20 protein-coding genes, 1 tRNA gene and 1 pseudogene are annotated in these 24516 nt (G+C 66.0%); 9 read left to right on the plus strand and 13 right to left on the minus strand.

Annotated elements, in window-relative coordinates:
• Positions 1-2: 2 nt before the first annotated feature.
• Positions 3-437 carry a hypothetical protein gene (locus ACZYZ9_RS16595; RefSeq protein ID WP_463827355.1) on the plus strand — a complete coding sequence of 145 codons (435 nt, stop codon included), beginning with the start codon at positions 3-5 and terminating at the stop codon, positions 435-437.
• 43 nt (positions 438-480) lie between these two features.
• On the opposite strand, the gene ACZYZ9_RS16600 is transcribed toward ACZYZ9_RS16595, so the two are convergent.
• The 3 genes from ACZYZ9_RS16600 to ACZYZ9_RS16610 form a co-directional block, all read right to left on the minus strand.
• Complete coding sequence (locus ACZYZ9_RS16600) at positions 481-2004, minus strand: carotenoid oxygenase family protein (RefSeq protein ID WP_463827356.1); 1524 nt, start codon at positions 2002-2004, stop codon at positions 481-483.
• Positions 2005-2006: 2 nt separating this feature from the next.
• Positions 2007-3227 carry an acetyl-CoA acetyltransferase gene (locus tag ACZYZ9_RS16605; RefSeq protein ID WP_463827357.1) on the minus strand — a complete coding sequence of 407 codons (1221 nt, stop codon included), beginning with the start codon at positions 3225-3227 and terminating at the stop codon, positions 2007-2009.
• A gap of 286 nt (positions 3228-3513) precedes the next feature.
• Positions 3514-4704, minus strand: a complete 1191-nt coding sequence (locus ACZYZ9_RS16610; RefSeq protein WP_463827358.1) for a PucR family transcriptional regulator — start codon at positions 4702-4704, stop codon at positions 3514-3516.
• Positions 4705-4788: 84 nt separating this feature from the next.
• On the opposite strand from ACZYZ9_RS16610, the gene ACZYZ9_RS16615 reads away from it, so the two are divergent.
• The 4 genes from ACZYZ9_RS16615 to ACZYZ9_RS16630 all read left to right on the plus strand — a co-directional run bounded on the left by ACZYZ9_RS16615 (position 4789) and on the right by ACZYZ9_RS16630 (position 9582).
• On the plus strand, positions 4789-5916 hold the full coding sequence (locus ACZYZ9_RS16615; RefSeq protein ID WP_463827359.1) for a ferredoxin reductase: 1128 nt from the start codon (positions 4789-4791) through the stop codon (positions 5914-5916).
• Positions 5917-5926: 10 nt separating this feature from the next.
• On the plus strand, positions 5927-7075 hold the full coding sequence (locus ACZYZ9_RS16620) for a fatty acid desaturase family protein (protein ID WP_463827360.1): 1149 nt from the start codon (positions 5927-5929) through the stop codon (positions 7073-7075).
• A 128-nt stretch (positions 7076-7203) separates the two neighbouring features.
• Positions 7204-7962, plus strand: coding sequence for a YoaK family protein (locus ACZYZ9_RS16625; RefSeq protein WP_463827361.1), 759 nt, complete (start codon positions 7204-7206; stop codon positions 7960-7962).
• A 264-nt stretch (positions 7963-8226) separates the two neighbouring features.
• A complete protein-coding gene (locus ACZYZ9_RS16630) occupies positions 8227-9582 on the plus strand; it encodes a DEAD/DEAH box helicase (protein WP_463827362.1) in 1356 nt (451 codons plus the stop codon).
• Positions 9583-9633: 51 nt separating this feature from the next.
• Here ACZYZ9_RS16630 and ACZYZ9_RS16635 read toward each other — a convergent pair.
• Both ACZYZ9_RS16635 and ACZYZ9_RS16640 read right to left on the minus strand, forming a co-directional pair.
• A tRNA-Arg gene (locus ACZYZ9_RS16635) sits at positions 9634-9709 on the minus strand.
• A 175-nt stretch (positions 9710-9884) separates the two neighbouring features.
• Positions 9885-10445 (minus strand): TetR/AcrR family transcriptional regulator, encoded by a 561-nt coding sequence (locus ACZYZ9_RS16640; RefSeq protein ID WP_463827363.1) that lies wholly within the window; start codon positions 10443-10445, stop codon positions 9885-9887.
• Between the two features lie 107 nt (positions 10446-10552).
• On the opposite strand from ACZYZ9_RS16640, the gene ACZYZ9_RS16645 reads away from it, so the two are divergent.
• Positions 10553-12070, plus strand: a complete 1518-nt coding sequence (locus ACZYZ9_RS16645; RefSeq protein WP_463827364.1) for a carotenoid oxygenase family protein — start codon at positions 10553-10555, stop codon at positions 12068-12070.
• A 74-nt stretch (positions 12071-12144) separates the two neighbouring features.
• Here the strand turns inward: ACZYZ9_RS16645 and ACZYZ9_RS16650 are convergent, their stop codons facing one another.
• From ACZYZ9_RS16650 to ACZYZ9_RS16665, 4 genes and pseudogenes are all read right to left on the minus strand, one after another.
• Complete coding sequence (locus ACZYZ9_RS16650; RefSeq protein WP_463827365.1) at positions 12145-12963, minus strand: LLM class F420-dependent oxidoreductase; 819 nt, start codon at positions 12961-12963, stop codon at positions 12145-12147.
• Positions 12964-12994: 31 nt separating this feature from the next.
• Positions 12995-13408, minus strand: a pseudogene (locus ACZYZ9_RS16655) (gamma-glutamylcyclotransferase family protein); the annotation flags it as partial.
• Entirely contained in the window at positions 13409-14668 is a 1260-nt protein-coding gene (locus tag ACZYZ9_RS16660; RefSeq protein ID WP_463827508.1) for an Nramp family divalent metal transporter, read from the minus strand.
• A gap of 65 nt (positions 14669-14733) precedes the next feature.
• Positions 14734-15525: an SDR family oxidoreductase gene (locus ACZYZ9_RS16665; protein WP_463827366.1), complete on the minus strand. Its 792-nt coding sequence runs from the start codon at positions 15523-15525 to the stop codon at positions 14734-14736.
• A gap of 331 nt (positions 15526-15856) precedes the next feature.
• Here ACZYZ9_RS16665 and pstS (ACZYZ9_RS16670) point away from each other — a divergent pair, with 331 nt between their 5' ends.
• Genes pstS (ACZYZ9_RS16670) through pstA form a run of 3 tightly spaced genes read left to right on the plus strand, consistent with a single transcriptional unit; the run spans position 15857 to position 18860 of the window.
• Positions 15857-16966, plus strand: coding sequence for a phosphate ABC transporter substrate-binding protein PstS (gene pstS / locus ACZYZ9_RS16670; protein ID WP_463827367.1), 1110 nt, complete (start codon positions 15857-15859; stop codon positions 16964-16966).
• An 11-nt stretch (positions 16967-16977) separates the two neighbouring features.
• Positions 16978-17952: a phosphate ABC transporter permease subunit PstC gene (pstC, locus tag ACZYZ9_RS16675; protein WP_463827368.1), complete on the plus strand. Its 975-nt coding sequence runs from the start codon at positions 16978-16980 to the stop codon at positions 17950-17952.
• Complete coding sequence (gene pstA, locus ACZYZ9_RS16680) at positions 17949-18860, plus strand: phosphate ABC transporter permease PstA (RefSeq protein WP_463827369.1); 912 nt, start codon at positions 17949-17951, stop codon at positions 18858-18860. Before pstC ends, pstA begins: the two co-directional genes overlap by 4 nt.
• Before the next feature lie 4 nt (positions 18861-18864).
• On the opposite strand, the gene ACZYZ9_RS16685 is transcribed toward pstA, so the two are convergent.
• The 4 genes from ACZYZ9_RS16685 to ACZYZ9_RS16700 form a co-directional block, all read right to left on the minus strand.
• Positions 18865-21099 carry a serine/threonine-protein kinase PknD gene (locus tag ACZYZ9_RS16685; protein WP_463827370.1) on the minus strand — a complete coding sequence of 745 codons (2235 nt, stop codon included), beginning with the start codon at positions 21097-21099 and terminating at the stop codon, positions 18865-18867.
• 299 nt (positions 21100-21398) lie between these two features.
• Positions 21399-22520, minus strand: a complete 1122-nt coding sequence (gene pstS, locus ACZYZ9_RS16690) for a phosphate ABC transporter substrate-binding protein PstS (RefSeq protein ID WP_463827371.1) — start codon at positions 22518-22520, stop codon at positions 21399-21401.
• 114 nt (positions 22521-22634) lie between these two features.
• The gene (gene ku / locus ACZYZ9_RS16695; RefSeq protein ID WP_463827372.1) at positions 22635-23555 is read right to left on the minus strand and encodes a non-homologous end joining protein Ku; all 921 of its coding nucleotides are present in this window, start codon (positions 23553-23555) and stop codon (positions 22635-22637) included.
• Between the two features lie 53 nt (positions 23556-23608).
• Positions 23609-24484, minus strand: a complete 876-nt coding sequence (locus ACZYZ9_RS16700; protein WP_463827373.1) for a carbohydrate kinase family protein — start codon at positions 24482-24484, stop codon at positions 23609-23611.
• Positions 24485-24516 lie beyond the last annotated feature (32 nt).

Here is a 24516-nt window from a genome sequence, read left to right on the forward strand (position 1 = left end):
CCATGAGTCGCCGCCCGCGCCCCGGCTGGATGGTGGCCTTGTGTGCCGTGGTGCTCTCGGCCAGCACCTGGATGCCGTGGTTGACGACGAAGGTCAACGGCGGCGGCTGGGCGAACGCGATCGGCGGCACCCACGGCAGCCTGGAGCTGCCGCGTGGATTCGGCGCCGGCCAGCTCATCGTGTTGCTGGCATCGGCGCTGTTGGTGGCCGGTGCGATGGTTGGCCGGGATTTGTCGGCGCGGGCGGCTTCGGTTGCGGCACTTGTGATTTCATTGCTCATCAGTGGCTCGCTGGTGCTTTACTACCAGCGCAATGTCAGTGCGCAGGTATCGGCCGAGTACGGGCTCTACGTCGCAGCGGGCGCTGCTGCCGGCGCGGTGGTGTGCGCACTGTGGGCGGTGGTCGCGGCGACATTGCGGGGTCGGTCCGAACGGTAGTCCGGCGGTGACATCACCGATTCGCAGGAGAACCCGACGAGGCTCACAGCCCGATCGCTGATGCTGCCGACTCCACATCGTCCCACCGGCGGAGCTCCGCGCCGGCCACCCACGTCGAATGCGTGCCGCTGGAAACACGTTCGGGCAGTGCGAGTTTGCAGACGGGTCCGGCGCTGACCCGGGCCGCGTCGAACACCAGGCAATACGATGCGTCGGCGTTCATGTCGGTTGTCAACGTCACCAGGTACCCGTCGTCCTCACCGGCACCGCCCACCCGTGGTGCCATGGCGGTTTCGCTGCCGTACACACCGTCGCCGAAGTCGAACCGCTCCTCACTGCCGGTACGCAGATCGTGTTTGACCAGCCCGTCGAACAGGAACCAACCGGGTTTGCCGCTGGCCGCATACACGTAGCGGTAGTCGCGGGTCAGGTAGTCGGCGTTGATCATCCCGAACTCGGTGATCGACTCGGACAGCGGACCTTCCCGCACCTGGCCGGTGACCAGATTCAACCGCCACCGGTGTAGGCGGGCCTCCATGCGATCCAAGGCGAGGAAGCGAAACAGTTTCTCCCACTTGCCGCTTGGCCCGGCACCGCTCTCCAGCGGTTGCGGAGCCCCTTCGAAGAAGCCGTCCAGCACGATCTCGTCGCCGTCCTCGTAGGCATTGGTGAAATGCAACACGAACGTCGGGTCGGCCTCGAACCAGCGGATGTCGGCAGTGTCGCCGCGGCGTGGTATCACGGCGAACCGCGACGGCATGTCCGGGTAGAAGCGCGGCAGGTGGACCTGATGCTCGAGCAACCGGGGATCCCAGAACAGCGGGAAATCGTTGAGGATGGCGTAGTTTTCGGTGAACGCCATGTCGTGCGGGAGCCGCGGGCCGGGCAGCGGGATGTCGACGTAGTGAGCCAGATCGTTGTTCGCGTCGACCACGCCGTATCGCAGATACGGATCCTGCTTGCTGTAGTTGAAGAACAGCAGTTCGCCGGTGGTGCTGTCCACCTTGGGATGTGCCGACACCCCCCAGTCGGACGGAAAGGCGCCGTTCCAGTTCTCTTTGCCCAGCGTGTTTCCCGAGCGGGGGTCCACCCGGTACAGGTCACCGCACTGGTAGAAGCTGGTCAACGCGACGCCGCGGTGCACGATCACATCGGTGCTGGACGCGTCTTTCATCAACCCCCGTGCACCCCAACCCGTTTCCCGCTTGGCGAACTGCACCGGCTCTGCCAGTCCGGGCCAAAGCGGTTCACCCGCTTCATTTTCTGCGAGGAATCCGGTTGTCTTGACGAACCGGTTGCGGTAGAAGGCGGTGCCGTCGCGGAACCCCACGACGTGCAGCATGCCGTCGCCGTCGAACGGGTGATAGGTCTTGAACGCCGGGTGCAACGGATTCTCGGTGTTACGCAGATAGATGCCGTCCAAGTCGCGGGGAATCGCACCTTCGACCACAGTCAGGTCGTCGGCATCCCATTCGGTGGTCTGCGGTCGCCACGGACCCGTGCGGTACGGGTGGTCATCGTCCTCGGGCAGCGTCGACAGATATTTCCCGACGATGTCCACATCCATCGTCAAACGCCTTTGCTGACAACGAAACTGACCGTGGTAGCGGTGCTGCCCCCGAAGTTGAGGGTGCCGAATCTCCGCGCGCCTTCCACCTGGTAGTCGCCGGCTGCGTCGCTGACCTGTTTGGCGGCGTCCAGCAACATCCGCACCCCGGACGCCCCGACCGGGTGCCCCCCACCGATCAAGCCGCCACTGGGGTTGATCGGCAGCCGGCCACCGATCTCGATGTCGCCGTTCTCGATCGCCTTCCACGATTCACCCGGCCCCGTCAGCCCGATGTGGTCGATGGCCAGGTATTCGCTAGGTGTGAAGCAGTCGTGCACCTCGAACCCGTCGACCTCGTCGAGGCTCACCTGTGCGCGGCGCAGCGCGTCGAGCACCGCCGACCGCACGTGCGGCAGCACGTAGGGATCCTCGGCCGCACGGTCCAGCTTCTGCCGCAGTCCCAGGCCGACGGTGCGATGCCCCCAGCCGTCGATTCGCCCGATCGGCCGGGCCGACGGGTGCTTGCGCAGGTAGGCATCGTTGACCAGCACCACACCCGCGCCACCGTCGGTCATCTGGCTGCAGTCGAACCTGCGTAACCGGCCCTCGGTCACCGGGTTGGATTCGTCGTCGTCGGTGATCGGGTTCGGGACGGCCCAGTCGCGGGTCTGGGCGTTCGGATTGCGACGCGCATTGGCGAAGTTGAGTTGGGCGAGTGCCCGCAGATGCGTGTCGTCCAACCCGTACCGCCGGTCGTATTCATCGGCGACCTGCGCGAACATCGAGGGCCACAGGTAGCGCGCCCCGGCCCCTTCATGCCCGGTCCAGGCCGCCGCGCCGAGATACTGCGCGGCGGTATCGCCCGGAACGGTCTTTTCCAATTCCAGCCCGACCACGAGCGCGGTGTCGTAGGCCCCGGATCGCAGGTCGGCGATCGCCGCTAGGGCGGCGATGCTGCCTGAGGCGCACGCGGCCTCGTGCCGGGAGGCGGGTGTGTCCCACAGCCCGTCGCACACCGTGGCCGGCATGGCACCCAGGTGGCCCTGGGCGGCGAACATCTCGCCGAATGCGTTCCCGACGTGCACGACGCCGATGTCGGCCGCCGTCAACCGCGCCGCAGCCAGCGTGGCGCGCACCACCTCGGCGGTCAGGGCGGCGAAGTCACGCCGCTCCCGGGTGAGGTTGCGAGCGAAGTCGCTCTGGTAGCCGCCCAGAACCCACACGCCGGTGACACCGTCCATACCGGCACGGTACTCCCGCGTGCAGGACCTGATCGGGGCTTCGCCCGACCCGACGAAGGGGCCGAAAATTAAAGCGGTCCCGTCGGCTCTCGGGCTGAACCGACGGGACCTCGGTGGGCATATTGGCCGGCCGATATGCCCACCTCTTTTGGGTCATTGCCAGCAATGTCGATTGACAAACATGTTGGGTGATTTCTCTGGCTAACGAACTCGCATCGGGGTGCCGGTGCAGTTGGTCTGCCGACCTTCAAGGCGGAACGCTGGTATCTGCTGCTATGGCAAGGGATTACGCGTGTCCGCCGAGGGCGACGGTCAGCTCCAGCACGGTGCGGGGGTCGCTGAGCCGGTCGCCGTACAGTTCGCGAAGTTGGGTCATCCGATAGCGAACGGTCTGGGCGTGGACGAACAGATCGGCGGCCATCGCCTCGCGCCGACCCTGGTTCAGCACCCAAGAACGGAGCGTCTCGGTGAGCCGTGCGGCGGTGTTCGGCGACAGCCCGGACAGCGGTGCCAGGACGCGGACGCTGAGATCGTCAGCAGCTTCCGGGTCGGCGCCGAGCACGATTTCCACCAGGTGGTCGTCGGTGTCGACCGCGGTGTGGGTGCTCACCAGCGTGCGGGCCTGCAGCGTGCGCTGGTAGGACACCTGGACGCGATGCCACGGTCGCGCCGGCCCCACCACGGCCCTGCGGTTCGTCACTGCCGACAGCAGGTGACGTCGCTGGATTCCCGCCATGTCTGGCACCAGCAACACTGCCAGGGCTTCTGACCTGTCCACCCCGGGCAGGTCCTCGGACAATTGCAGCGTCGACTGGCCGAACTGCGCGGCCAGACCGCGCGTCTGGGTCTGCGGCAGCAGCACGGCTGTCAGCGTGTCGGCCGGCTGCCAGCCCGCCATCTCTGCATCGGCGAGCAGAGTCGACTCGGGTTGGCCGACCAGCAGATCCTGGGCCAGCCGTTCGAGGTAGCGCTGTCGAACGCGTCCCGATGTCGCCAATTCGTCGGCGTGGCCGGACACGCTGGACGCGGACAGTTCGTCGATGTAGGCGAACACCAATTCGGCGAATCTGGCGATAGTGTCTGCGGGCACACCGGCTGCCACTGCGGTCGTGGACAACTCGCGCCAGGCCACCCGCGCACCCACCCGGAAAGCTGACAGCAGGGCATCGATCGAGCGGCCTTGGCGCGCCTCCCCGCGACCGAGCTCATAGGCACCATCGAGCGCGGGCGACAGCGGCGGACCGGGATCGGCGTCGTCTGCCCGGGTCGCCAGGCGCAGGAAGACGCCCAGCGAGGTCTGCACCGCGTCCTCGATGTTCTGGCCCATCCGCCCGCTGAACGCGCGGGCATAACTGGGCACTTCAATGGTGATCGCTGTCACTGTTCGCTCGGCCATGGCCGGCAACGTCGCTTCCAACGCTCTGACCACGGGCTCGTCCAGGTGCAGCCCGGTCAGGCGGGGGGACAGATCCGGCAAGATTGTTCCTTTCGAACAAATATGTCCTGAATATTCACTCAGGTAAGTCAAGACTTTACATCTAGGCACAACGACGATGGAGTCATGACAATCACGGCGCTTCGACCCAACGTCGGCGGTGCATTGCGTTCGCGGGTGATGAAGTTTGCCGAGCGGATCGCGATGCCGCTCGCCACGCCGCTGGTCCCGGCCGATTACCTCGACGTCATCGACCCGCTCCGCTCGGCTACGACGCTGCGGGGTCGGATCGTCGCGATCAACCCAGAAACGCGCGACGCCGCCAGCCTGGTGATCAAGCCCGGTCGGGGCTGGCGCCCGCACCTGCCCGGTCAGTACGTGCGGGTCGGGGTCGATGTCGACGGCGTCCGACAGTGGCGGGCCTACTCGCTGACCTCCACGATTCACCGGCGGGACGGCTGCTTCGCGATCACCGTGAAGGCCATCCCGGGTGGCGTCGTCAGCAACCATCTGGTGCGGCGCGCCACCGTCGGCACCGTCATCCACCTCGACCGGGCTGCCGGTGATTTCACCCTCGGCGATCGGCCGCCCGCCAAGATTCTGTTCCTGACCGCGGGCAGCGGCATCACACCGGTGATGGGGATGTTGCGCAACATGGCCGACGTCGGTGACGGCAGCCCCGACATCGTGGTGGTGCATTCGGTACCCACGGCCGACGACGTCATCTTCGGCTGGGATCTGCGGATGCTGGCGCGGCAGGGCCGAATTCGCTTGGTGGAGAGGCACACCGACACCGACGGAATGCTGGACGTGGCGCGCTTGGCCGAGGTGGTCCCGGACTTATCCGAGCGCCACACCTGGGCGTGCGGTCCAGCCGGGTTGCTCGACGCGATCCAGCAGCGTTGGGCCGCTGACGGGATCGCCGACCGGCTGCACATCGAACGATTCCGCCCGGCCGTCGTCGCCACCGGAGAAGGTGGCACCGTCACATTCGCCAAGAGCGGCAGGGTCGTGCAGGCCGACGGTTCCCAGACGTTGCTCGACGCCGGGGAGCGGGCCGGAGAGCTGATGCCTTCCGGGTGCCGGATGGGCATCTGCTTCGGCTGCGTCGTCCCCCTCAACAAGGGTGCCGTACGCGATCTGCGTAACGGCGCGATCACCATGGCCACCGACGACGGCGGCGACCCCGGATCCCGGGTGCAGGTCCAGACCTGCGTGTCAGCTGCCGCCGGCGCTTGCGAGCTCGAACTTTAGAGGAGCCAATATGACTGTGTCCCAGACCGACCCGACCGCTCACCTGTCCGACCGCGACATCGAGGAGCTGGGCCGCGAACTCGACGCGATCCGCGAACACATCCTGGCCAGCCGCGGCGAACGGGACGCCGCCTATATCCGCCGGGTCATCACCGGTCAGCGCAGACTCGAACTCGCCAGTCGCGCAATACTGTTGTTCTCGCTGTTTCCGCCGGCCTGGGTGATCGGCACGGCCGGCCTGGCGATTTCCAAGATCGTGGAGAACATGGAAATCGGACACAACGTGATGCACGGACAGTGGGATTGGATGCGTGATCCCAAGATTCATTCCACCACCTGGGAATGGGACAACGCATCGCCGGCGTCCATGTGGAAGCACTCGCACAACGAGGTGCACCACACCTACACCAACGTGCTGGGCAAGGACCACGACCTCGGTTACGGCATCATGCGGGTCGACGAGAATCAGCGGTGGAAGCCGTTCTACTTGGCCCAGCCGCTGTGGAACTTCATCAACGCCTGCCTGTTCCAATACGGGATCGCGGCTTACGATCTGGAGATCGGCAAGTATCTGCAAGGCCGCAGCGACAAGGACGAGTTCCGCCGCCAGGGCAGGCAGGTGCTGGCCAAAGTGCGCAAGCACCTGGCCCGCGACTATGTATTGCACCCGCTGTTGTCCGGACCCGCAGCGGTGACGACGTTGACCGCAAACCTGACCGCCAACCTGATCCGCAACTGGTGGACCCATTCGGTGATCATGTGCGGGCACTTCCCGGACGGCGTGCAGACCTACGAAAAGTCGTCCATCGTTGGCGAAACCCGCGGTCAGTGGTACCTGCGCCAGATGCTGGGTTCGGCGAACATCAGCGGGAATGCCTTCCTGCACTTCATGACCGGCAACCTGTCCTTTCAGATCGAGCACCACCTGTACCCCGACCTGCCCAGCAATCGCTACCAGGAGATCGCACCGAAGGTGCAGGAGTTGTTCGAGCGTTACGGGCTCACCTACACCACCGGTAGCCTGCCGCGTCAGGTGGCGTCGGCGTGGAAGAAGGTCTTCAAGCTCTCGTTGCCCAACGATTTCCCGCGCCGAGCAGTGCGGACCATCGCCGGCGAGTTGAACGTCGGCAGTCCGCGTCCGGTCGGTCGGGCCGCCTAGGTCGACCCTGAGCTCGAGGAAATACCTGCGACGAAAACACAAGGGTGGCTTATGGTTTCGTCCCTGGGCTAGCGAGTTCGCCAGGCGGCGGTGTTTCACCGGACGGCACCACCGGGTATGCATCGGTAATGCCGCAGTCCAAAACCCGGGAGTCCGGGTCGCCGCCGCGTGGGCTGACGCTGGGCTACACCGCGGTTCTGGCGCTGATCGCCGGCTTCGTCAACGCGGTGGCGTTGCTGATCCTGGCCTTCCCGGTGGGCAATCTCACAGCAGTAACGACCCAGCTGGGCATGAAAACCGCCAACCCGTGGCTCTACGAGGGCTACATCCTGGTCGCCATTCTGGTCGGATTCCTGGGCGGCGCCACGCTCGCGGGGGTGCTGCTGGCGCCCACCCAGGCTCTCACCGGTCGACGGCATGCCGTGTTGCTCATTCTCGAGGCGGTGCTGCTGGTGCTCGCCGTGGTGGGGGTGGAGTTGCGCCCGATCAAAGATTTCATTGCCGCGACCCCCATCGAGCCCGCGTCCGTGCAGGCGATGCTGGCGGCCGCGGCACTCGGCCTGCAGAACGGTTTGACATCGAGCATCCGCGGAATGTCGGTGCGCACCACCCATTTCACCGGAACCGTGACCGACCTCGGGCTGCTGCTCGGCCGCAGTCGCGAGCACGGAATCGACAAGTGGAAGGCGGCGATCCTGTCCACCACGCTGTTGCTGTTTCTCGCCGGTGGCGCGATCGGGCTGCTGTTCGGCGCCCGGATAGGCGTGCACGCCCTGCTGATACCGGCGGCCTCCTGCGTCGCGGTAGCGGTCGCCAGCGTGCTGTACAGCCGCAGTTATCGCGATGACCAGCGCGACGACGCCGTCGAATCGGTCCCGGCCAACTGAGCGGACCGGCTGTGACAATGCTTACCTACCGCAGGCCGGGCGTGGGCATCGTGATAGCGTGCAGTTAACCGTCTGACGTGCCAATCGCCTGCGCGTCGTAGACCGTTCTCTCGCTGGCGAAACTGGGTTTATCCAATCATCCAGCCCTCGAAGCTTTGAACGTAGTTGCCGGGCAACCGCTTCGGCGCTATTGCGGCGATCGATTTTGCCCACCGGCAATCTCGCCACCTCGGTCCGAACCGAAGACTCTGAAAGCACTCTCCTATGACAACAACTCCATCCTTCGCCGACCTCGGTGTCGGCGAGCCGATTGTCCGCGCGCTCGCAGCCGGCGGCATCACCACTGCGTTTCCCATTCAGGTTGCGACGCTTCCCGATACGCTGGCCGGTCGGGACGCGCTCGGTCGCGGCAAGACCGGAAGCGGTAAGACACTGGCCTTCTCCATTCCGCTGGTGGAGCGAGTGGCCCAGCAGCGCCCGTCCCGCGGACCACGAGGACTGGTGCTCGCGCCCACCCGGGAATTGGCCTCCCAGATCGCCGCGGTCCTCGAACCGTTGGCAGCCGCACACCGACTGAAGGTCACCACGATCTTCGGTGGGGTGCCCCAAGGCCGGCAGGTGGCAGCCCTACGGGGCGGCATCGACATCGTCGTCGCGTGCCCGGGCCGACTCGAAGACCTGATGAAGCAACGGCTGGTCAGTCTCGATGCGGTCGCGGTCACGGTGCTCGACGAGGCCGACCACATGGCCGACCTGGGTTTCCTGCCGGCCGTCACGCGCATTCTGGCCGCGACGCCGGCGGACGGCCACCGGATGTTGTTCTCGGCGACGCTGGACAACGACGTCGACAAACTCGTCCGGCGATTCCTCCGCAACCCGGTGACACACAGTGTCGATGCTGCCGACTCGCCGGTACCAGCCATGACCCATCACGTGTTCCACGTCGACGGCGTGACAGCCAAAAGAGAGCTCGTGCATCGACTTGCCTCCGGCAACGGCCGCAGGGTGTTGTTCATGCGGACCAAGCATCAGGCCCGGAAACTGGCCAAGCAGCTCACGGAGGCCGGCGTGCCTTCAGTTGACCTGCACGGCAACCTGTCTCAGCCTGCGCGGGACCGCAACCTGGCAGCTTTCACCACCGGCGCGGCGCGCGTCCTGGTGGCCACCGACATCGCAGCGCGGGGCGTGCACGTGGACGCGGTGGAACTCGTCGTGCATGTGGATCCGCCCGCCGACCACAAGGCCTATCTGCACCGCTCCGGTCGTACCGCGCGCGCCGGCAACGCCGGCGACGTGGTCACCGTGGTGCTTCCTGAACAGCGCAGAGAACACCAGTTGTTGATGCGTAAGGCGGGTATCGACGTACGGCCGCAACAAGTCACCGTTGATTCCGCGCCGGTGCATGCCCTGGTGGGTGAGGTTGCCCCGTTACGGCCGTTCGTTCCGGCGGCACCGGTGGCAGTGCAGGCTCCCAAGAGTGGTGGGTCCCGCAGGCGGCGGTCCGCGACTCCGCAGCAGCGCAGGTCGCCGCATCGTGTCCAGGGGACGGTGAGTGCCGAGGCGGTCAGCCGTCAGGGCGCTCGGCGGCGTCGGGCGGTGCGTCCGCAACAAGCCCGGTGAGGCGCGGACCTCGACACGTTAGCGCCTGTCGCGCAACGCGATACCGACATTTGGTGCCCCCGGCAGGATTCGAACCTGCGACACCGGCTTTAGGAGAGCCGTGCTCTATCCCCTGAGCTACGAGGGCGGGGCGACCGTCGGACTGGCGGCAAACGCCCGACTGATCGATTTGCGTTGCGGCACTCCGCGACGTTCGCATCGCGGCGTGCGGCCTCAGCGTACCGCCAGCGGGCGTCGTAGCGCTGCCGGGTCGGCGCAGCCCGTCCGCGCCTCAGACACCGCCGGCGACGAATCGGGCCGGTTCAACCGACGGTGATCGCGCGTGTCACCGCGGCGGCGACCTCGTCGTCGGTCAGCGTGCTGCGTTCGATCAGCGTGTGTGAAAGCACTGTGCGAACAATGATTTCGGCCGCCTGCATGGCCGGCAATAAGGGACGCGGGTATTCGGTGGCGGCAATCGCCGGGGCCACGGTGGCAGCTACGGTCTGGACGACGTTCAGCCTCGCGTCGCCGATCCGAAGCACTGCCTGCAGCAAGTAGTGCGGTTCGTGGTCGCGCACATAGCTGAAGGCGGCGTGGTCTCGCAGGTACCGCAGCGCCGCAAGGACGGTCGACGAGACTATCGTCGTCGGATCCGCGTCCGTACCGACCCTGGTCATCACATCGCTGGCCATGTGCTGAATTTCGTGCTGGGCCACCGCGGAGATCAATCCGTCTTTGTCGCCGAATTCGCGATAAGCGGTGGCGCGGGAGACGCCCGCGCGCGCAGCCACCTGGCTCAGGGTCAGGGAATCGATGCCGCTTTCGGCGATCAATACCAGCGTCGCCTGTCGCAGGGATTCGGACGAACGGGTTGAGGCCATCACCGGTATTTGTACCGCAGGACACCGGTGGCGGACTGTTGACGGCCACTCCTGTTGAGACTAACGTCGACATCAGTCTCAGTAACTAGCAGCGAGGAGTCTGCCTGGTGGTCAACTCGACGCAGACGCCCGACCTCGACCTGACGGACTTGCCGGCGCTGCGCCGCTACCTGGCGTCGCTGTCACCAGGTGAAAAGGCGCAGGCCACCGACCGACTCGCAGCGCTGTCCAGCGCAGACCTGCTCAGTCTCGGCGTCAGCGAACCGCAGTACACCGAATACGACTACCAGGTGGAGGACGTCGAGGGGACCATCCCTCCGGACCTGCGTGGCACCCTGTACCGCAACGGTCCCGGACGCTGGGAGGACCACGCCGGCCGACCACTTCACCACCTCTTCGACGGCGACGGCATGCTCTCCGCCTTCACCATTGGCGACGGCGGTGTCCACTATCGAAACCGCTACGTGCGTACCCGCCACTACCGGGGCAGGTCCGGAACCACCCATCTCGGCACCGCAGCGCCGGGCGGTTGGCGAGCGAATATTGCGAAGACGCCACCAAACCTGGCCAATACCAACGTGATCGAGCATGCCGGGCACATCTATGCGCTGTGGGAGGGTGGCGCTCCCTACGAGATCGATCCCGAATCGTTGGAGACGGTCGGGGTATGCCGATTCGACGGGCAACTACGCCCGATGGCGACGTTCTCGGCGCATCCCAGCGTCTGTCCGGACAGCGGTGACATGTTCAACTTCGGTGTCGAATTCCTGCCGCGGCCGCACCTGCGCATCTACCGCGCCGATCCGCGAGGTGCCCTGCGACATGAGCGATCGGCCCGGTTGCCCTATCTGGCGATGGTGCACGATTTCGCCATCACGCAGCGCTACCTGGTCTTCCTGGTTTCGCCGATAGTCGCCAATCTGCTGGACATCGGGTTGGGCCGCAAGCCGATCGGCGATGCGTTGTGTTACCGGCCGGAACGGGGAAGCGCCTTCATCCTGGTGCCGCGCGACGGCGGCCGGATCCGTCACATCGACACACCGGCGGTGCTGCAATTTCACCTCAGCAACGCCTACGACGACGGCGACGACGTCGTCGTCGACGTCATCACCTACGAGAACCCGCGCCTATTGCGTAGCATCGCGCGGTTCCAGACCACGCCGCTGCGTGGGTCGCCGTCGGAATTCACCCGGTTCCGTCTCACCAGGTCGGGCCGCGTCATCCGAGATAGGTTGAGCAACAGCGTCTGTGAGTTTCCGCGTCACCATCCGGACCGCGAGGGCCGCCCGTACCGCTACGCATATCTCAACACCCGCCGGGAGCTGTCGTCGCTGTACGACTCCGTCACCAAACTCGACCTCGACGACGGTACTGAGACGACGTTCACCGCCGCCGGGCCCGGAAACAGTTTCTGCGAACCGGTTTTCGTGCCCCGTCCGCAGGCGGACAGCGAGGACGACGGGTGGTTGTTGACCGTCGAGTACCAGGCCGGCCAACACGTGTCCCGGCTGGTCATCTTCGACGCCAGGGACCCCGGCCGTGGCCCGATCGCCAGCGCCCAACTCACCCAGCACATCCCGCAGGGATTCCACGGCAACTTCGTGCCGCGGCGGCGCCCAGCGTGAACGGCGCGCCGCCGACTCGGCGTGTCGTGCCGCGATATCCACGGTCGGGGACGGCGGTCATGGCCGTGCAGCGTTCAGCGCAATTCGGCGATCACCTTGGAGAAGTTCTCAATGTTGTTGTCCTGCACGGTAATAGACGTGATTCCGTAGATATCGCGGTATTGCCGCAACGTGTCGGCGATCTCGCGTGGCGACCCGCTGAGCACTGAGGGCAACGCCAGCAGTTCTTCGTCGGACAGGCCCGGTGTGTACCGGCGCGTCATCGCCAAGTCGGGTTGAGTTTCGCCGTCCCGAGGCATCGACGTGACCGCCAGATTCAATTCCAGCGAGTCGAAGCGGTCGCCGGCCGCGGCACGGACGAACTCGACCCGTTCGGCCAACGGGTCCTCGACATCGCGCACCCGGGCTCCGGTCAGCCCGATGATGTGCGCGTGCCGCGCGGCCAACGTCAACACCCGGTCTCCGTTGCCGGCGATCAGGATAGGCATCTGCGGGTGGTGCTCGCTCAGATACCTCGTCATGTGCCCGAGGTAATCGACCCGTGCCCCGGCACTGGGATACGGCAACTCGGCGGCCTCGAATTCCTCTCGCACGTAACCGGTTCCGAGGCCCACCTCGAGCCGCCCCCCGCTGATCAGATCGAGCCCACCCAGGTCGCGCGACAACAGGGCCGGCTTGTAGAAGGCGGCATTGAGCACGTACATACTCAACCGCAGCCTGGTGGTGACCATGGCGACCGCGGTCAACGTCGGGAAGGGTGCTGCGGCGCCGAGGTGATCTGGCACACAGAGGATGTCGAATCCGTTATCTTCGGCACGCCGGGCGGTGTCCACCAGCGCATCGCGGGACTTGAAGAAACGCATGCTCAACCCGAAGCGAAAATCCTTGGCCACCAATAACCTCCATCTAGTCCGAAGAAACCTGGCGCAGGAAGTCGATCCAATGTTGCGGCAGGCCGTGGTGGACGGCGCCGTCGAGGATGCGCGGCAGGTAGCCCTGCCGCGGCGGGCCGGTCGTCACCCGCGGGTCGATGTACACCCAGGCCGGTGCCGGTCCGCCGCGGGTCTGCACGGTCAGTCGGTCCCGCCGGTAGCGCACCGGCACTCCTTCGGCGCTGTCCAGGCGCGCCAGGTCGTAGTCGGACAGCCACCACAGCACGCCGTGTACTTCGCCGCCGGCCCGCGGCTCGACGGTGGCCACTCCGCGTTCGTTGATCAACCAGTTGTGGTCGCACAGCACTGCCGGCTGTGCGCGGCCTGCGTCGGGACAGCGTGCCGCCATCTGCTGTACGCACAGGTTGGATCCGTATGCGAAGTAGGGGTGCCGGCGGACCGGCATTCAGCCGGTCACCGTCAGATAGATCAGCGCCACGTTGAGCAGACTAATCATCGTTGCGACCACCCAGCCAATGACGGTGGTGACCCGGTGGTTGACGTCGACACCCATCAGCCCACGGTCGGCGGTGAGCCTGACCAGGGGCAGCACCGCGAACGGGATGCCGAAGGACAGCACCACCTGGGAAAGCACCAGGGTGCGGGTGGGGTCGACGTGCAGCGCGAGCAGTGCGACCGCGGGAGTCACCGTGACGAGGCGGCGCACCAGCATCGGGACCGACCAGTTCAGCAAACCCTGCATGATCATCGCCCCGGCGTAGGCGCCCACCGACGAGGAAGCCAGACCGGAGGCCAACAGCCCGAGGGCGAACAGCACGGCGATGCTCGGGCCCAAGGTGTCGCGGACCGCGGCGTAGGCGGCGTCGATAGACCCGACGTCACCGTGGCCGCGCATGTTCAACGCGGCCACCAGCAGCATTGCGGCATTCACCCCGCCGGCGATCACCATCGCCACACCCACGTCCCAGCGGGTGATGCGCAGAATCCGGCGCCGGGGGGGGCCGGGGTCGGGTTGGCCGTGCCGGTCGCGCGCCAGTCCGGAGTGCAGGTACACCGCGTGCGGCATCACGGTGGCGCCCAGGATGGCTGCGGCCAGCAACACGCTTTCGGTGCCCTGGAAGCGCGGCACCAACCCGGACAGCACGTCGGCGGCCGGCGGGGTGGCGACGAAGAAACTGGCGGTGAAGCCCAGCGCGATCACCAGCAACAACCCGGTGATGACCACCTCGAAAAGGCGCTGGCCCCGTCGGTCTTTGATCATCAGCAACAGCAGGGAGATCACGCCGGTGATCAGCCCACCGAGCGGCAACGGCAGACCGAACAGTATGCGCAACGCGATGGCCCCGCCGATCACCTCGGCGACATCGGTGGACATGGCCACGATCTCAGCCTGTGCCCAGAACACCAGTCGGGCCGGCCGCCCCATCCGCTGGCCGATCGCCTCGGGCAGCGAGTGCCCGGTCACCAGGCCGAGTTTGGCCGAAAGGTACTGGACCAGCCCGGCCATCACGTTGGCCGCGACGATGACCCACAGCAGCAGGTAGCCGAACTGGCTGCCCGAACTGACATTGGCGGCGACGTTACCCGGGTCGACGTAGGCGATCGCGGCAACGAACGCCGGACCCAGCAGGTACCAGCTCGCCTTGCCCGGGGTGGTTGTTACCTGCGCCAACTCACCACCCCTTCTTGATCCACATGACCGAATAAAAAAGTGAGGGTATCCGAAACCAGCCGGGCGTAGCCAGCGGCCGGGCTGCCCCGGCTTACCCGTCACAGGTCCGGGACTGGGATCTCCAGGTTGGGGAAGGTCAGACCGCCGTCCACCTCCAGCGTCTTGCCGGTCAGGAAGCTGCCGGCTGGTGCGGCCAAATAGACTGCGGCAGCGGCGATGTCGAGAGGATCGCCGAGCCGGCGCAACGGTGTGGCCTGCTCCATCGGCGTACGTAGCTCGTCGTTTCCGGCCACCACGTCGAGCGCTGAAGTCAGGATCGACCCGGGCGCGATCGCGTTGACCCGGATGCGCGGGCACAGGTCCAACGCCGACAACCGGGTGTAGTGCGACAGCGCGGCCTTGGCGGTGCCGTAGGCCGCGAAACCGCGGCCGGCCAGCCTGCCGATGGCTGAGGTGATGTTGATGATGCTGCCGCCACCGGAGTGCTCGAGCATCAATGGCGCCGCGGCAACGGTGAGCGCATGCGCGGTGGCCACGTTGAACGTGAAGGCGTCCCGGAGGTCCTTTGTCGAGGTGGTCAGCAGCGTGTTGGGCATGCTGCCGCCGACGTTGTTGACGACGATGTCCAGTTTCCCGAACGCGTCGATCGCCTGTGCCGCCAACTGCGCGGTGTCCTCGGGGTGGGCGAGGTCGGCGGCGACGACATGCGCGCGGCGACCCACGGCGCGGACCTGCTCGGCGACCTCGTCGAGTTGGGACTGAGTCCGTGAGGCGATGACGACATCGGCTCCGGCTTCGGCGAACGCCAGTGCGATGGCCGCACCCAGACCGCGTCCGGCGCCGGTGATGACGGCGACCTTGTCGTCGAGGCGGAAGCTGTCGAGGATCACTGCGGTCTCGTTTCACTGTCGGCCGCCACGGCGGGCTCGCCACCACGTCGGCGGAGTTCTGTAACAGGTTCTAGTTTCGCACAGCGGCTCGGACCGGCGGCCGGTGGCGCGGTATCGGGCGTTCGGGCTGCCAATACCGTTGCGGCCCACAATAACCGGCGTCACAGGTGAAGATGACGTGGCCGGATACCGAGGATCGGGAATCATCGACTCTTTCACCCTGCGTAACCTGTTGTTAATGTAGCTGAAAGGCTGCAATGAAAGGGGTTATTGCGAGCCGCGACGGGTGGGCGGCATCTGATATGTTTCATCACTACCGTTAGGAACTGGATTGAAACTCAACCGATTTGGTGCCGCGCTGAGTGTCCTGGCCGCAGGCTCACTCGTGTTGTCGGCGTGCGGCAGCGACAATAACAACGCAGGCGGGGGAGGCCAGAGCTCGTCCTCGGGCAACGTCAGTTGCGGCGGGAAAAAGGCGCTGAAGGCCAGCGGTTCCTCCGCGCAGAACAACGCGATGACCCGCTTCGGTAAAGCCTTCGAAACGGCATGTCCCGGTCAGACCCTGAATTACACATCCAACGGCTCGGGCGCCGGCATCAGTGAATTCAACGGCAACCAAACCGATTTCGGCGGTTCGGACTCGCCGCTGAGTAAGGATGAAGCGGCCGCGGCGCAGCAGCGGTGCGGATCCCCGGCGTGGAACCTGCCGGTGGTGTTCGGGCCCATCGCAGTCACGTACCACCTCGACGGCGTGAGTTCGCTGAACGTGGACGGGCCCACCCTGGCCAAGATCTTCAGCGGCGAGGTCAAGACCTGGAACGACCCCGCGATCGCTGCGCTCAACTCGGGGACCAACCTGCCGGCCACCGAGATCCACGTCGTCTTCCGCAGTGACGAGTCAGGAACGACGGACAACTTCCAGCGTTACCTGGACGCTGCTTCCAACGGTGCCTGGGGCAAGGGCGCCGGCAAGGCATTCAAGGGTGGCGTCGGTGAGGGTGCGGCCAAGAACGACGGCACCGCACAGGCGGTCAAGACCACCAACGGTTCGATCTCCTACGTCGAGTGGTCGTTTGCTCAGGCCCAGCAGCTGAGCATCGCCAAGATCATCACGTCGGCGGGTCCGGATCCGGTCACCATCGGCACCGAATCGGTCGGCAAGACGATCGCCGGAGCCACGATCGCGGGCCAGGGTAACGACTTGGTGCTGGACACGATCTCGTTCTACCGGCCGACCCAGCCGGGTTCGTACCCGATCGTGCTGGCCACCTACGAGATCGTCTGCTCGAAGTACCCCGATGCTCAGGTCGGGATGGCGGTGAAGGCCTTCCTGCAATCGACCATCGGTGCCGGCCAGAATGGCTTGGCGGACAACGGGTATGTCCCGATCCCGGACTCGTTCAAGCCGAGGTTGTCGACCGCCGTCAACGCCATCTCCTGAGCTGAGTTGACATGACCACAGCCCCGCTGGCAAAAGAAGCGCTAGCGGAGGTGAACGCTCGCGCGGCGCGGCGGGCCGACCGTCTGTTCAAGTCGGCCGCCGCGGCCGCCGGGTCCACCATCGTGGTGGCGATCGTGCTGATCGCGGTATTTCTGTTGATCAAGGCGATTCCGTCGCTGCGGGTGAACACGGTGAACTTCTTCACCAGCGCGCAGTTCGACACCGCCAGCGACCGCAAACTGGCGTTCGGTATCCGGGACCTGTTCATGGTCACCGTGCTCAGTTCGGTCACCGCGCTGGCGTTGGCGGTGCCGATCGCCGTCGGCATCGCGGTGTTCGTCACCCAGTACGCGCCGAACCGGCTCTCCCGCCCGTTCAGCGCCATCGTGGATCTGCTGGCGGCGGTTCCGTCGATCATCTTCGGGTTGTGGGGCATCGCCGTACTGGCGCCCTATTTGGAGCCGATCGCGAGGTTCCTGAACCGGAATCTGGGGTGGCTCTTCCTGTTCAAGCAGGGCAATGTGTCGCTGGCCGGCGGTGGCACGATCTTCACCGCGAGCATCGTGCTTGCCGTGATGATCCTGCCGATCGTGACGTCGGTGTCGCGCGAGGTGTTCCGGCAGACACCGCTGATGCAGATCGAAGCCGCGCAGGCGCTCGGTGCCACGAAGTGGGAGGTGGTGCGGATGACCGTGCTGCCGTTCGGTCGAAGCGGCGTGGTGGCCGCCTCGATGCTGGGGCTGGGCCGCGCCTTGGGAGAAACCGTCGCGGTGTTGGTCATCCTGCGTGCCGGCGCCCGCCCGGGCAACTGGTCGCTGTTCGACGGCGGCCACACGTTTGCCTCCAAGATCGCCTCGGCGGCAGCCGAATTCAGCCGGCCGCTGCCTACCGGTGCTTACATCTCCGCGGGTTTTGCGCTGTTCGTGCTGACCTTCCTGGTCAACGCCGCCGCTCGCGCCATCGCCGGCGGAAAGGTCAACGGATGAGCCAGCTCAGCGCCGACGCGCTCGAGCGGCCGGTCAAGGCCGTCGTCTTCCGCCCGTTGAGCACCGCGCGTCGGGTCAAGAACTCTGCGGCGACGGTCTTCTTCTTTGCCTCCTTCCTGATCGCCCTGGTGCCGTTGATCTGGTTGCTCGGGGTAGTGGTCATCCGCGGCTACTACGCAGTCATCCGTCCGCAATGGTGGACCCATTCGCTGCGCGGTGTGCTGCCCGAAGAGTTCACCGGGGGCGTCTACCACGCCCTGTACGGCACCTTGGTGCAGGCCGGGATGGCCGCCGTCATCGCGGTGCCGCTCGGGCTGATGACGGCCGTCTACCTGGTGGAGTACGGCACCAGCCGGCTGGCGCGGGTAACCACCTTCATGGTCGACGTGCTCGCCGGGGTGCCCTCGATCGTGGCGGCCCTGTTCATCTTCAGCCTCTGGATCGCGACCCTGGGATTTCAGCAGAGCGCATTCGCCGTGTCGTTGGCGCTGGTGCTGCTGATGTTGCCGGTGGTGGTGCGCTCCACCGAGGAGATGCTGCGGCTGGTCCCCGACGAACTGCGCGAAGCCAGCTACGCGCTGGGCGTTCCGAAGTGGAAGACGATCGTGCGGATCGTGACTCCCATCGCCATGCCCGGCATCGTGTCGGGCGTGCTGCTGGCGGTCGCCCGGGTGATCGGGGAGACCGCGCCGGTGCTGGTGCTGGTCGGGTACGCCCGATCGATCAACACCGACATCTTCAGCGGCAACATGGCCTCGCTGCCGCTGCTGATCTACACCGAGCTCACCAATCCCCAGCGCGCCGGATTTCTGCGGGTCTGGGGAGCCGCGCTCACCCTGATCATCATCGTTGCGGTGATCAACGTGGTAGCCGCGGTGGTGCGGTTCCTTTCCACCAGGCGAGCCTGATCGGTCACTGCGCGATGCGCAGCACCCTGCCGTTGCCGCGGTCGGCGACGTAGACGTTGCCCTTCTTGTCCACCGCGACCGACAACGGCGTGTTCAAACCGGTGAACGGCAACTCCACCGATGTGGTGGCGCCGGCGGGGAGTTTCAGCACCGTGTTGTTGTCGTGGTCGGTGACGTAGACGTTGGCGGCACCGTCGACCGCGATCCCCCACGGCGCGGTCAACCCGGTGAAGGGCAACTCCACCTGGTTGGTGGTCCCCGCATCCAACCTCAGCACTCGATGGTTGTCGGTGTCAGTGACGTAGATGTTGCCGTCGCTGTCCACCGCCACCCCGTCGGGGCTCTTCAACCCGTTGAACGGCACCTCGACCTGCTCAGTGGCACCGGCCGGCATCTTCCACACCTTGCTGCTGCCGCGGTCGGCGACGTAGACGTTGCCCTGAGCATCGATCGCCACACCTTCGGGGTAGCTCAGGCCCTTGAACGGCACCACCACCTGGTTGTTGGAGCCGGCCGACAACGACACCACCCGGTTGTTGAAGTCGCTGACGTAGACCTTCCCGGAGGCATCCACCGCGATGCCCTGGGGTTCGTAGAGCCCGTTGAACGGTTTGACCGTCGGTGAGGACGAGCCTTCGGGCAACGTCACCACCTTGCCGTACATGGTCTGGTTGGTGACGTAGACGGCGCCGCTCGGGTCGACGGCAACCCCGCCCGGCGCGAACCGGAAATTCAGGCCGTTGAACGGCATCACGACCTGGCCTTTGGCCTGCCCCGAGTCGCCGCCCGCCCCGCCGTCGTCCTTTCCGAACAGCAGGAACCCGGTGACGGCCGCCACCACCAACAGGACCGCGGCCGCCGCCGCGCCGATGATCAGCGGCTTGCGCGACTTGCCGGCCGGGGGTGGCGTCGTGGTGGCATGGGGGCCGGACGGTTGGTGGTACGCCGGCGGGCCGCTCTCGCCGCGTCCGGCGGCGGCTCCGGGCTGGCTTGCCCAGCCCGCTCCCACCGGGGCGGCCTGCGTGAACTGCTCGGAGTTGCCGGCCGGGGCGGGAGGCCAGCCGCCGGCATTCGACGGCAACGGCTGGGCCATGGTCTGGTCCCCGCTGTGATACTGGGCGGCCGGCAACCGCTGGGTGTGATCGCCGCTTTGGAACGGCGGAACCGGGGTCCGCAGTGTCTGATCGCCGGTGGGGAACGGCGGAACCGGGGTGCGCTGGGTTTCTCCTCCGGTGTGGTAGCCGGGGGCAGGTGAGTGCATGGTCTGCGCACCCGACGACTGCGGACCTGCGCCGCTCTGGCTGTTCCAGCCGCCGTTCAAACTCGGGTCCACGACCGGCGCGATCAGCGTCTGGTTGTCGCCCTGCCGCAGGATGGTGGCTTCCTGGCGCTGCTCGGGCGTGGTGAGCGCGTCGTGGGCGGCGCTGGCCAGATCCCCGGCGGTCAAGTAGCGCTCGTTGGGGTTCTTGGCCATGCCCTTGGCGATCACCTGGTCCAACGCCTCCGGCACGCGACCCGGCCGCAGCACGCTGGGCCGTGGCACCGGCTCCATGAGATGCGAGGCGATCAGTCGTTCGACGCTGTCCGCCCGGTAGGGGGGTGCACCCGTCAGACACTCGCCCAGCACACAGGCCAGCGCATAAATGTCAGCCCGGTAGGTGACCTCGTCGCTGGTGAACCGTTCCGGGGCCATGTAGTTGTAGGTCCCCACCGCCATCCCGCTCTGCGTCAGGCCCGGGTCGTGGGCGGCGCGGGCGATGCCGAAGTCCACCAGGTAGGCGAAGTCGTTGTTGGCGATCAGGATGTTCTCGGGTTTGACATCGCGGTGGGTGATGCCGCTGGTGTGGGCGGCGTCCAGCGCGGCGGCAATCTGCTTGACGATGGCCACCGCCCGCGCCGGAGTCAGCGGACCGTACTGGGTCAGCATTGAGCGCAGCGACACCCCGTCGATCAGGCGCATCTCCACATAGAACTGACCGTTGATCTCGCCGTAGTCGTGGATCGGCACGATGTGCGGCTCGGTCAGCCGGCCGGCGGTGTCGGCCTCGCGCTGCATCCGGGCGGTGAAGACCGGGTTGTCGGAGTAGGCCGTCGAGATCAACTTGAGCGCGACGACGCGGTGTTTGCGGGTGTCCTCGGCCTCGTACACCTCGCCCATGCCGCCGCGACCGATGAGACGCACCAACTGGTAGGGCCCAAACTGCGACCCCACCCGCGATTCCGACCCGGTACTGGTCACCGTTCGCTGCTCCCTTCCTCGGCCACCCGGCGGCGTGACCGCTACGGCAGCGACGACATTCGGACGCGGTCAGCGCAGGTCGCACCCAAACTGATGGTTAACACACGGTAAATCCTAGGAGAGCAGGCACACAACACAATCTCGGGACTCGACGTGAATTTCCAATCACGAGTGCGTAACGGACCCGGACAATGCCGGCGGCGGGGCATGGCGCCGACCGTGGCCGACATACGCGGCAGATGGCCAAAGCCGTTCGGATGCAACGTCGTTGAGCCGGGGCCCGTCGCCGCGGTGGCCGATCACGCGATCGCGTTGACGACCGGCACCAGTTTCGAGCGGAACGATTCCGGCAGCGGGATGTAACCGTATTCGTCCAGACCGACTTGGCCGTCGCCAATTGTGGCCTGCATGAACGCCTTTACCGCTTGCCCGGTGGGGGTGTCGGGGTACTTCGAGCACACGACCTCGTAGGTGACCAACACGATCGGATAGGCACCGGGTGTCGTCGGCAGATAGAACGACGAGGTATCCACGATCAGGTCGCGCTCGTCGCTGCCGGGCTTGAACTTGACTCCACTGATCGTCTTGCCGACCGTCTCCGCGCTGATCGACACCGGCTGAGGGCCGGCCGAGGTGATGATCTGGGCCTTCCTGAGCTGGTGGCCCTCGGCGAAGGACCACTCGTTGTACGTGATCGAACCGTCGGTCTGCTTCATGGCCTGCGAGGTGCCGTCGTTACCGTTGGCGCCTTCGCCGACGCCGCCGTTGAACACCTGACCGGCGCCTTTGCCCCAGGCGCCGTTGGACGCCGCGTCCAGGTACTTCTGGAAATTGTCCGTGGTGCCGGACTTGTCGGCACGGAAGACGACGTGGATGGGCGTCGCGGGTAGGGCGGTGTTGGTGTTCAGCGCCTTGATCGCGGGGTCGTCCCACTTGGTGATGGCGCCGTTGAAGATCTTGGCGATGGTCGGACCGTCCAGGCTGAGCGAACTGACGCCGTTGATGTTGTAGGTGACCGCGATCGGGCCGAACACGACGGGAATGTCCCAGGCCGGCGAACCGCAGCGTTCCCGCGCGCGGTCGGGCTCACCTTTGTCGGCGTTCATCGGGGAGTCGGAACCGGCCAAATCGGTCTGGCCGCCGATGAACGATGCCATCCCGGCGCCCGACCCGTTGGCGTTGTAGTCCAGGGTGTGACCCGGACACGCGTGAATGAACGCATAGACGAACTGTTCCATCGCGTTCTTCTGTGCCGTGGATCCTGCTGCCAGAATCTTCTTCTTGCCGCCGCAGTCCACCGGTACGACGGGAGTTGCCGAACCCGACGACGTCGCCTTGTTGGAACTGCCGCCACAACCGGCGAGCAGCAGTGCGCTGACCACCAGCAAGCTGAGTGCGACGCCAGATCGGGTGAACTTCACGGCAACTCCTCTGCAGACTCAGGGCCGGCAGCACGCGACGGGCTTATGTGAACAGCCGACCCTCTGAAGGTGAACTCAGGATGTCACTGGTGACCCCGTGCCGGTCAAGGTCTATCAGGATTTCGAAGCCGCTTTGGAACCCGCCTTCTTGGCGGGGGCTTTCTTGGCCGGTGTTTTCTTGGCCGCCGTCTTTTTCGCGGGCGTCTTCTTGGCTGCCGACTTCTTGGCCGTAGCCGTGCTGTCACCCGAGCGCGCCTTGACGCTGGCTTCCAGCTTGGCGAGCAGATCGGAGACGTCCTCGGTCTCGTCCAGCTCGGTGGGCTTTTCGTCGACGGTAAACGCTTCCCCCCCTTCGAGTTTGGCGTCGACCAATTCTTGCAACTGCTGTTGGTAATCGTCGTGGTAGCGATCGGGGTCGAACTCGTCGGCCATGGACTCCACCACCTGACCGGCCATCTTCAGCTCGGCCGGCTTGACCTCCACTTCCTTGTCCAGCACCGGAAAGTCGGGGTCGCGGATCTCGTCGGGCCACAGCAGGGTGTGGATCACCATGACGTTGCGCTTACCGAAGTCTTTGACGCGCAACGCGGCCAGTCGGGTCTTGTTGCGCAGCGAGAAGTGCACGATCGCCATCCGGTCGCTGTCGGCGAGCGTTTTCGCCAGCAGCACATACGATTTGGATGACTTGGAGTCCGGCTCCAGAAAATAGCTGCGGTCGAACAACATCGGGTCGACTTCGCTGGCCGGCACGAATTCCAGTACCTCGATCTCGCGGCTGCGCTCCTCGGGCAGGGTGGCGATGTCATCGTCGGTGATCACCACCGACCGACCGTCGTCGGATTCGAAGGCACGCGCGATGTCGCCGTATTCGACGACCTCGCCACACACCTCGCAGACCCGCTTGTAGCGGATGCGGCCGTTGTCCTTGGCGTGCACCTGGTGGAACTTGATGTCGTGGTCCTGGGTGGCGCTGTACACCTTGACCGGGACGTTGACGAGCCCGAACGCGATCGAGCCCTTCCAAATGGAGCGCATTTGGCCAGTATGCCGCTACTTGACGGCCACCCGCGTCAGGTGGGCATGCCTGCTCAGTGCGCGCCCGCGTGCCCGATGGCCAGCGCCGACCTCAGGGCCGCCGCATCGAGAGCCGATGTCAGCGCGTCGAGTCCGATCTGGTGTAGGGCATTTCGCCGGTCCCCGCCCAGCAACCCGTGCTCCCAGAGTGAGTCGAGCAGGCCGACCATGAACGCGTCGCCGGCGCCGACGGTGTCCACCACCTGCACCGGACGCGCCGGCACCGCGACCTCGCCGGCGGCACACAGCGCCAGCGCGCCCTGCGCGCCCATGGTCACCACCACCACCGCGGGTCCGGAGGCCAGCCAGCCGCGCGCGGTGTCCCGCGGTAAACGGTCGGGTGCGAGCCAATGCAGGTCCTCGTCGCTGACCTTGACGAGGTCACTGCGCTGCACGAACTTGGCGACGCGGTCTCTGGCCTGCTCGCGGTCGACGATCAACGACGGCCGAACATTCGGGTCGAAGGTGATGGTGGCCGAGACCCGGTAGGCATCCAGCAGCGCGGCCACCGCCAGGCAGCCCGGCTCGCGCACGGCGGCAATGGAGCCGGTGTGCACGAACAGCGGCGGCGGGACCGGTGGGGTGCCCGACAGTTGCCAATCCAGGTCGAACGAATACGTCGCCGACCCGTCCGCGCCGATCGTGGCCACCGCGGTGGACGTCCTGGCCGCGTCGACGCTGCCCGAAACCAGCTGCACCCCAGCAGCTTTGACGTAGTCCGCGATTCGACGGCCGGGCGGGTCATCGCCGATGTGGGTCAGGAAGTCGACACCGCGTCCCAGCCTGGCCAATCCGACGGCGACATTGAGTGGACTGCCGCCGACGTGCTCGGTGCGAGTCGCCCCCGCGACGATGTCGATGAGTGCTTCGCCGATCACGAGGCCCTTCACGTGCCGTGCCCCATGTCGGACAGGTTACGTTG

This window comes from Mycobacterium sp. IDUB_28 (assembly GCF_055419285.1).

Excerpts from the sequence above, each read along its gene's own strand:
- ACZYZ9_RS16625 (WP_463827361.1), top strand. The coding sequence starts at position 7,204 with ATGCCGCAGTCCAAAACCCGGGAGTCCGGGTCGCCGCCGCGTGGGCTG.
- ku (WP_463827372.1), bottom strand. The coding sequence starts at position 23,555 with ATGCGCTCCATTTGGAAGGGCTCGATCGCGTTCGGGCTCGTCAACGTC.
- ACZYZ9_RS16600 (WP_463827356.1), bottom strand. The coding sequence starts at position 2,004 with ATGGATGTGGACATCGTCGGGAAATATCTGTCGACGCTGCCCGAGGAC.
- ACZYZ9_RS16605 (WP_463827357.1), bottom strand. The coding sequence starts at position 3,227 with ATGGACGGTGTCACCGGCGTGTGGGTTCTGGGCGGCTACCAGAGCGAC.
- ACZYZ9_RS16620 (WP_463827360.1), top strand. The coding sequence starts at position 5,927 with ATGACTGTGTCCCAGACCGACCCGACCGCTCACCTGTCCGACCGCGAC.
- ACZYZ9_RS16640 (WP_463827363.1), bottom strand. The coding sequence starts at position 10,445 with ATGGCCTCAACCCGTTCGTCCGAATCCCTGCGACAGGCGACGCTGGTA.
- pstA (WP_463827369.1), top strand. The coding sequence starts at position 17,949 with ATGAGCCAGCTCAGCGCCGACGCGCTCGAGCGGCCGGTCAAGGCCGTC.
- ACZYZ9_RS16595 (WP_463827355.1), top strand. The coding sequence starts at position 3 with ATGAGTCGCCGCCCGCGCCCCGGCTGGATGGTGGCCTTGTGTGCCGTG.
- pstC (WP_463827368.1), top strand. The coding sequence starts at position 16,978 with ATGACCACAGCCCCGCTGGCAAAAGAAGCGCTAGCGGAGGTGAACGCT.
- ACZYZ9_RS16630 (WP_463827362.1), top strand. The coding sequence starts at position 8,227 with ATGACAACAACTCCATCCTTCGCCGACCTCGGTGTCGGCGAGCCGATT.
- ACZYZ9_RS16615 (WP_463827359.1), top strand. The coding sequence starts at position 4,789 with ATGACAATCACGGCGCTTCGACCCAACGTCGGCGGTGCATTGCGTTCG.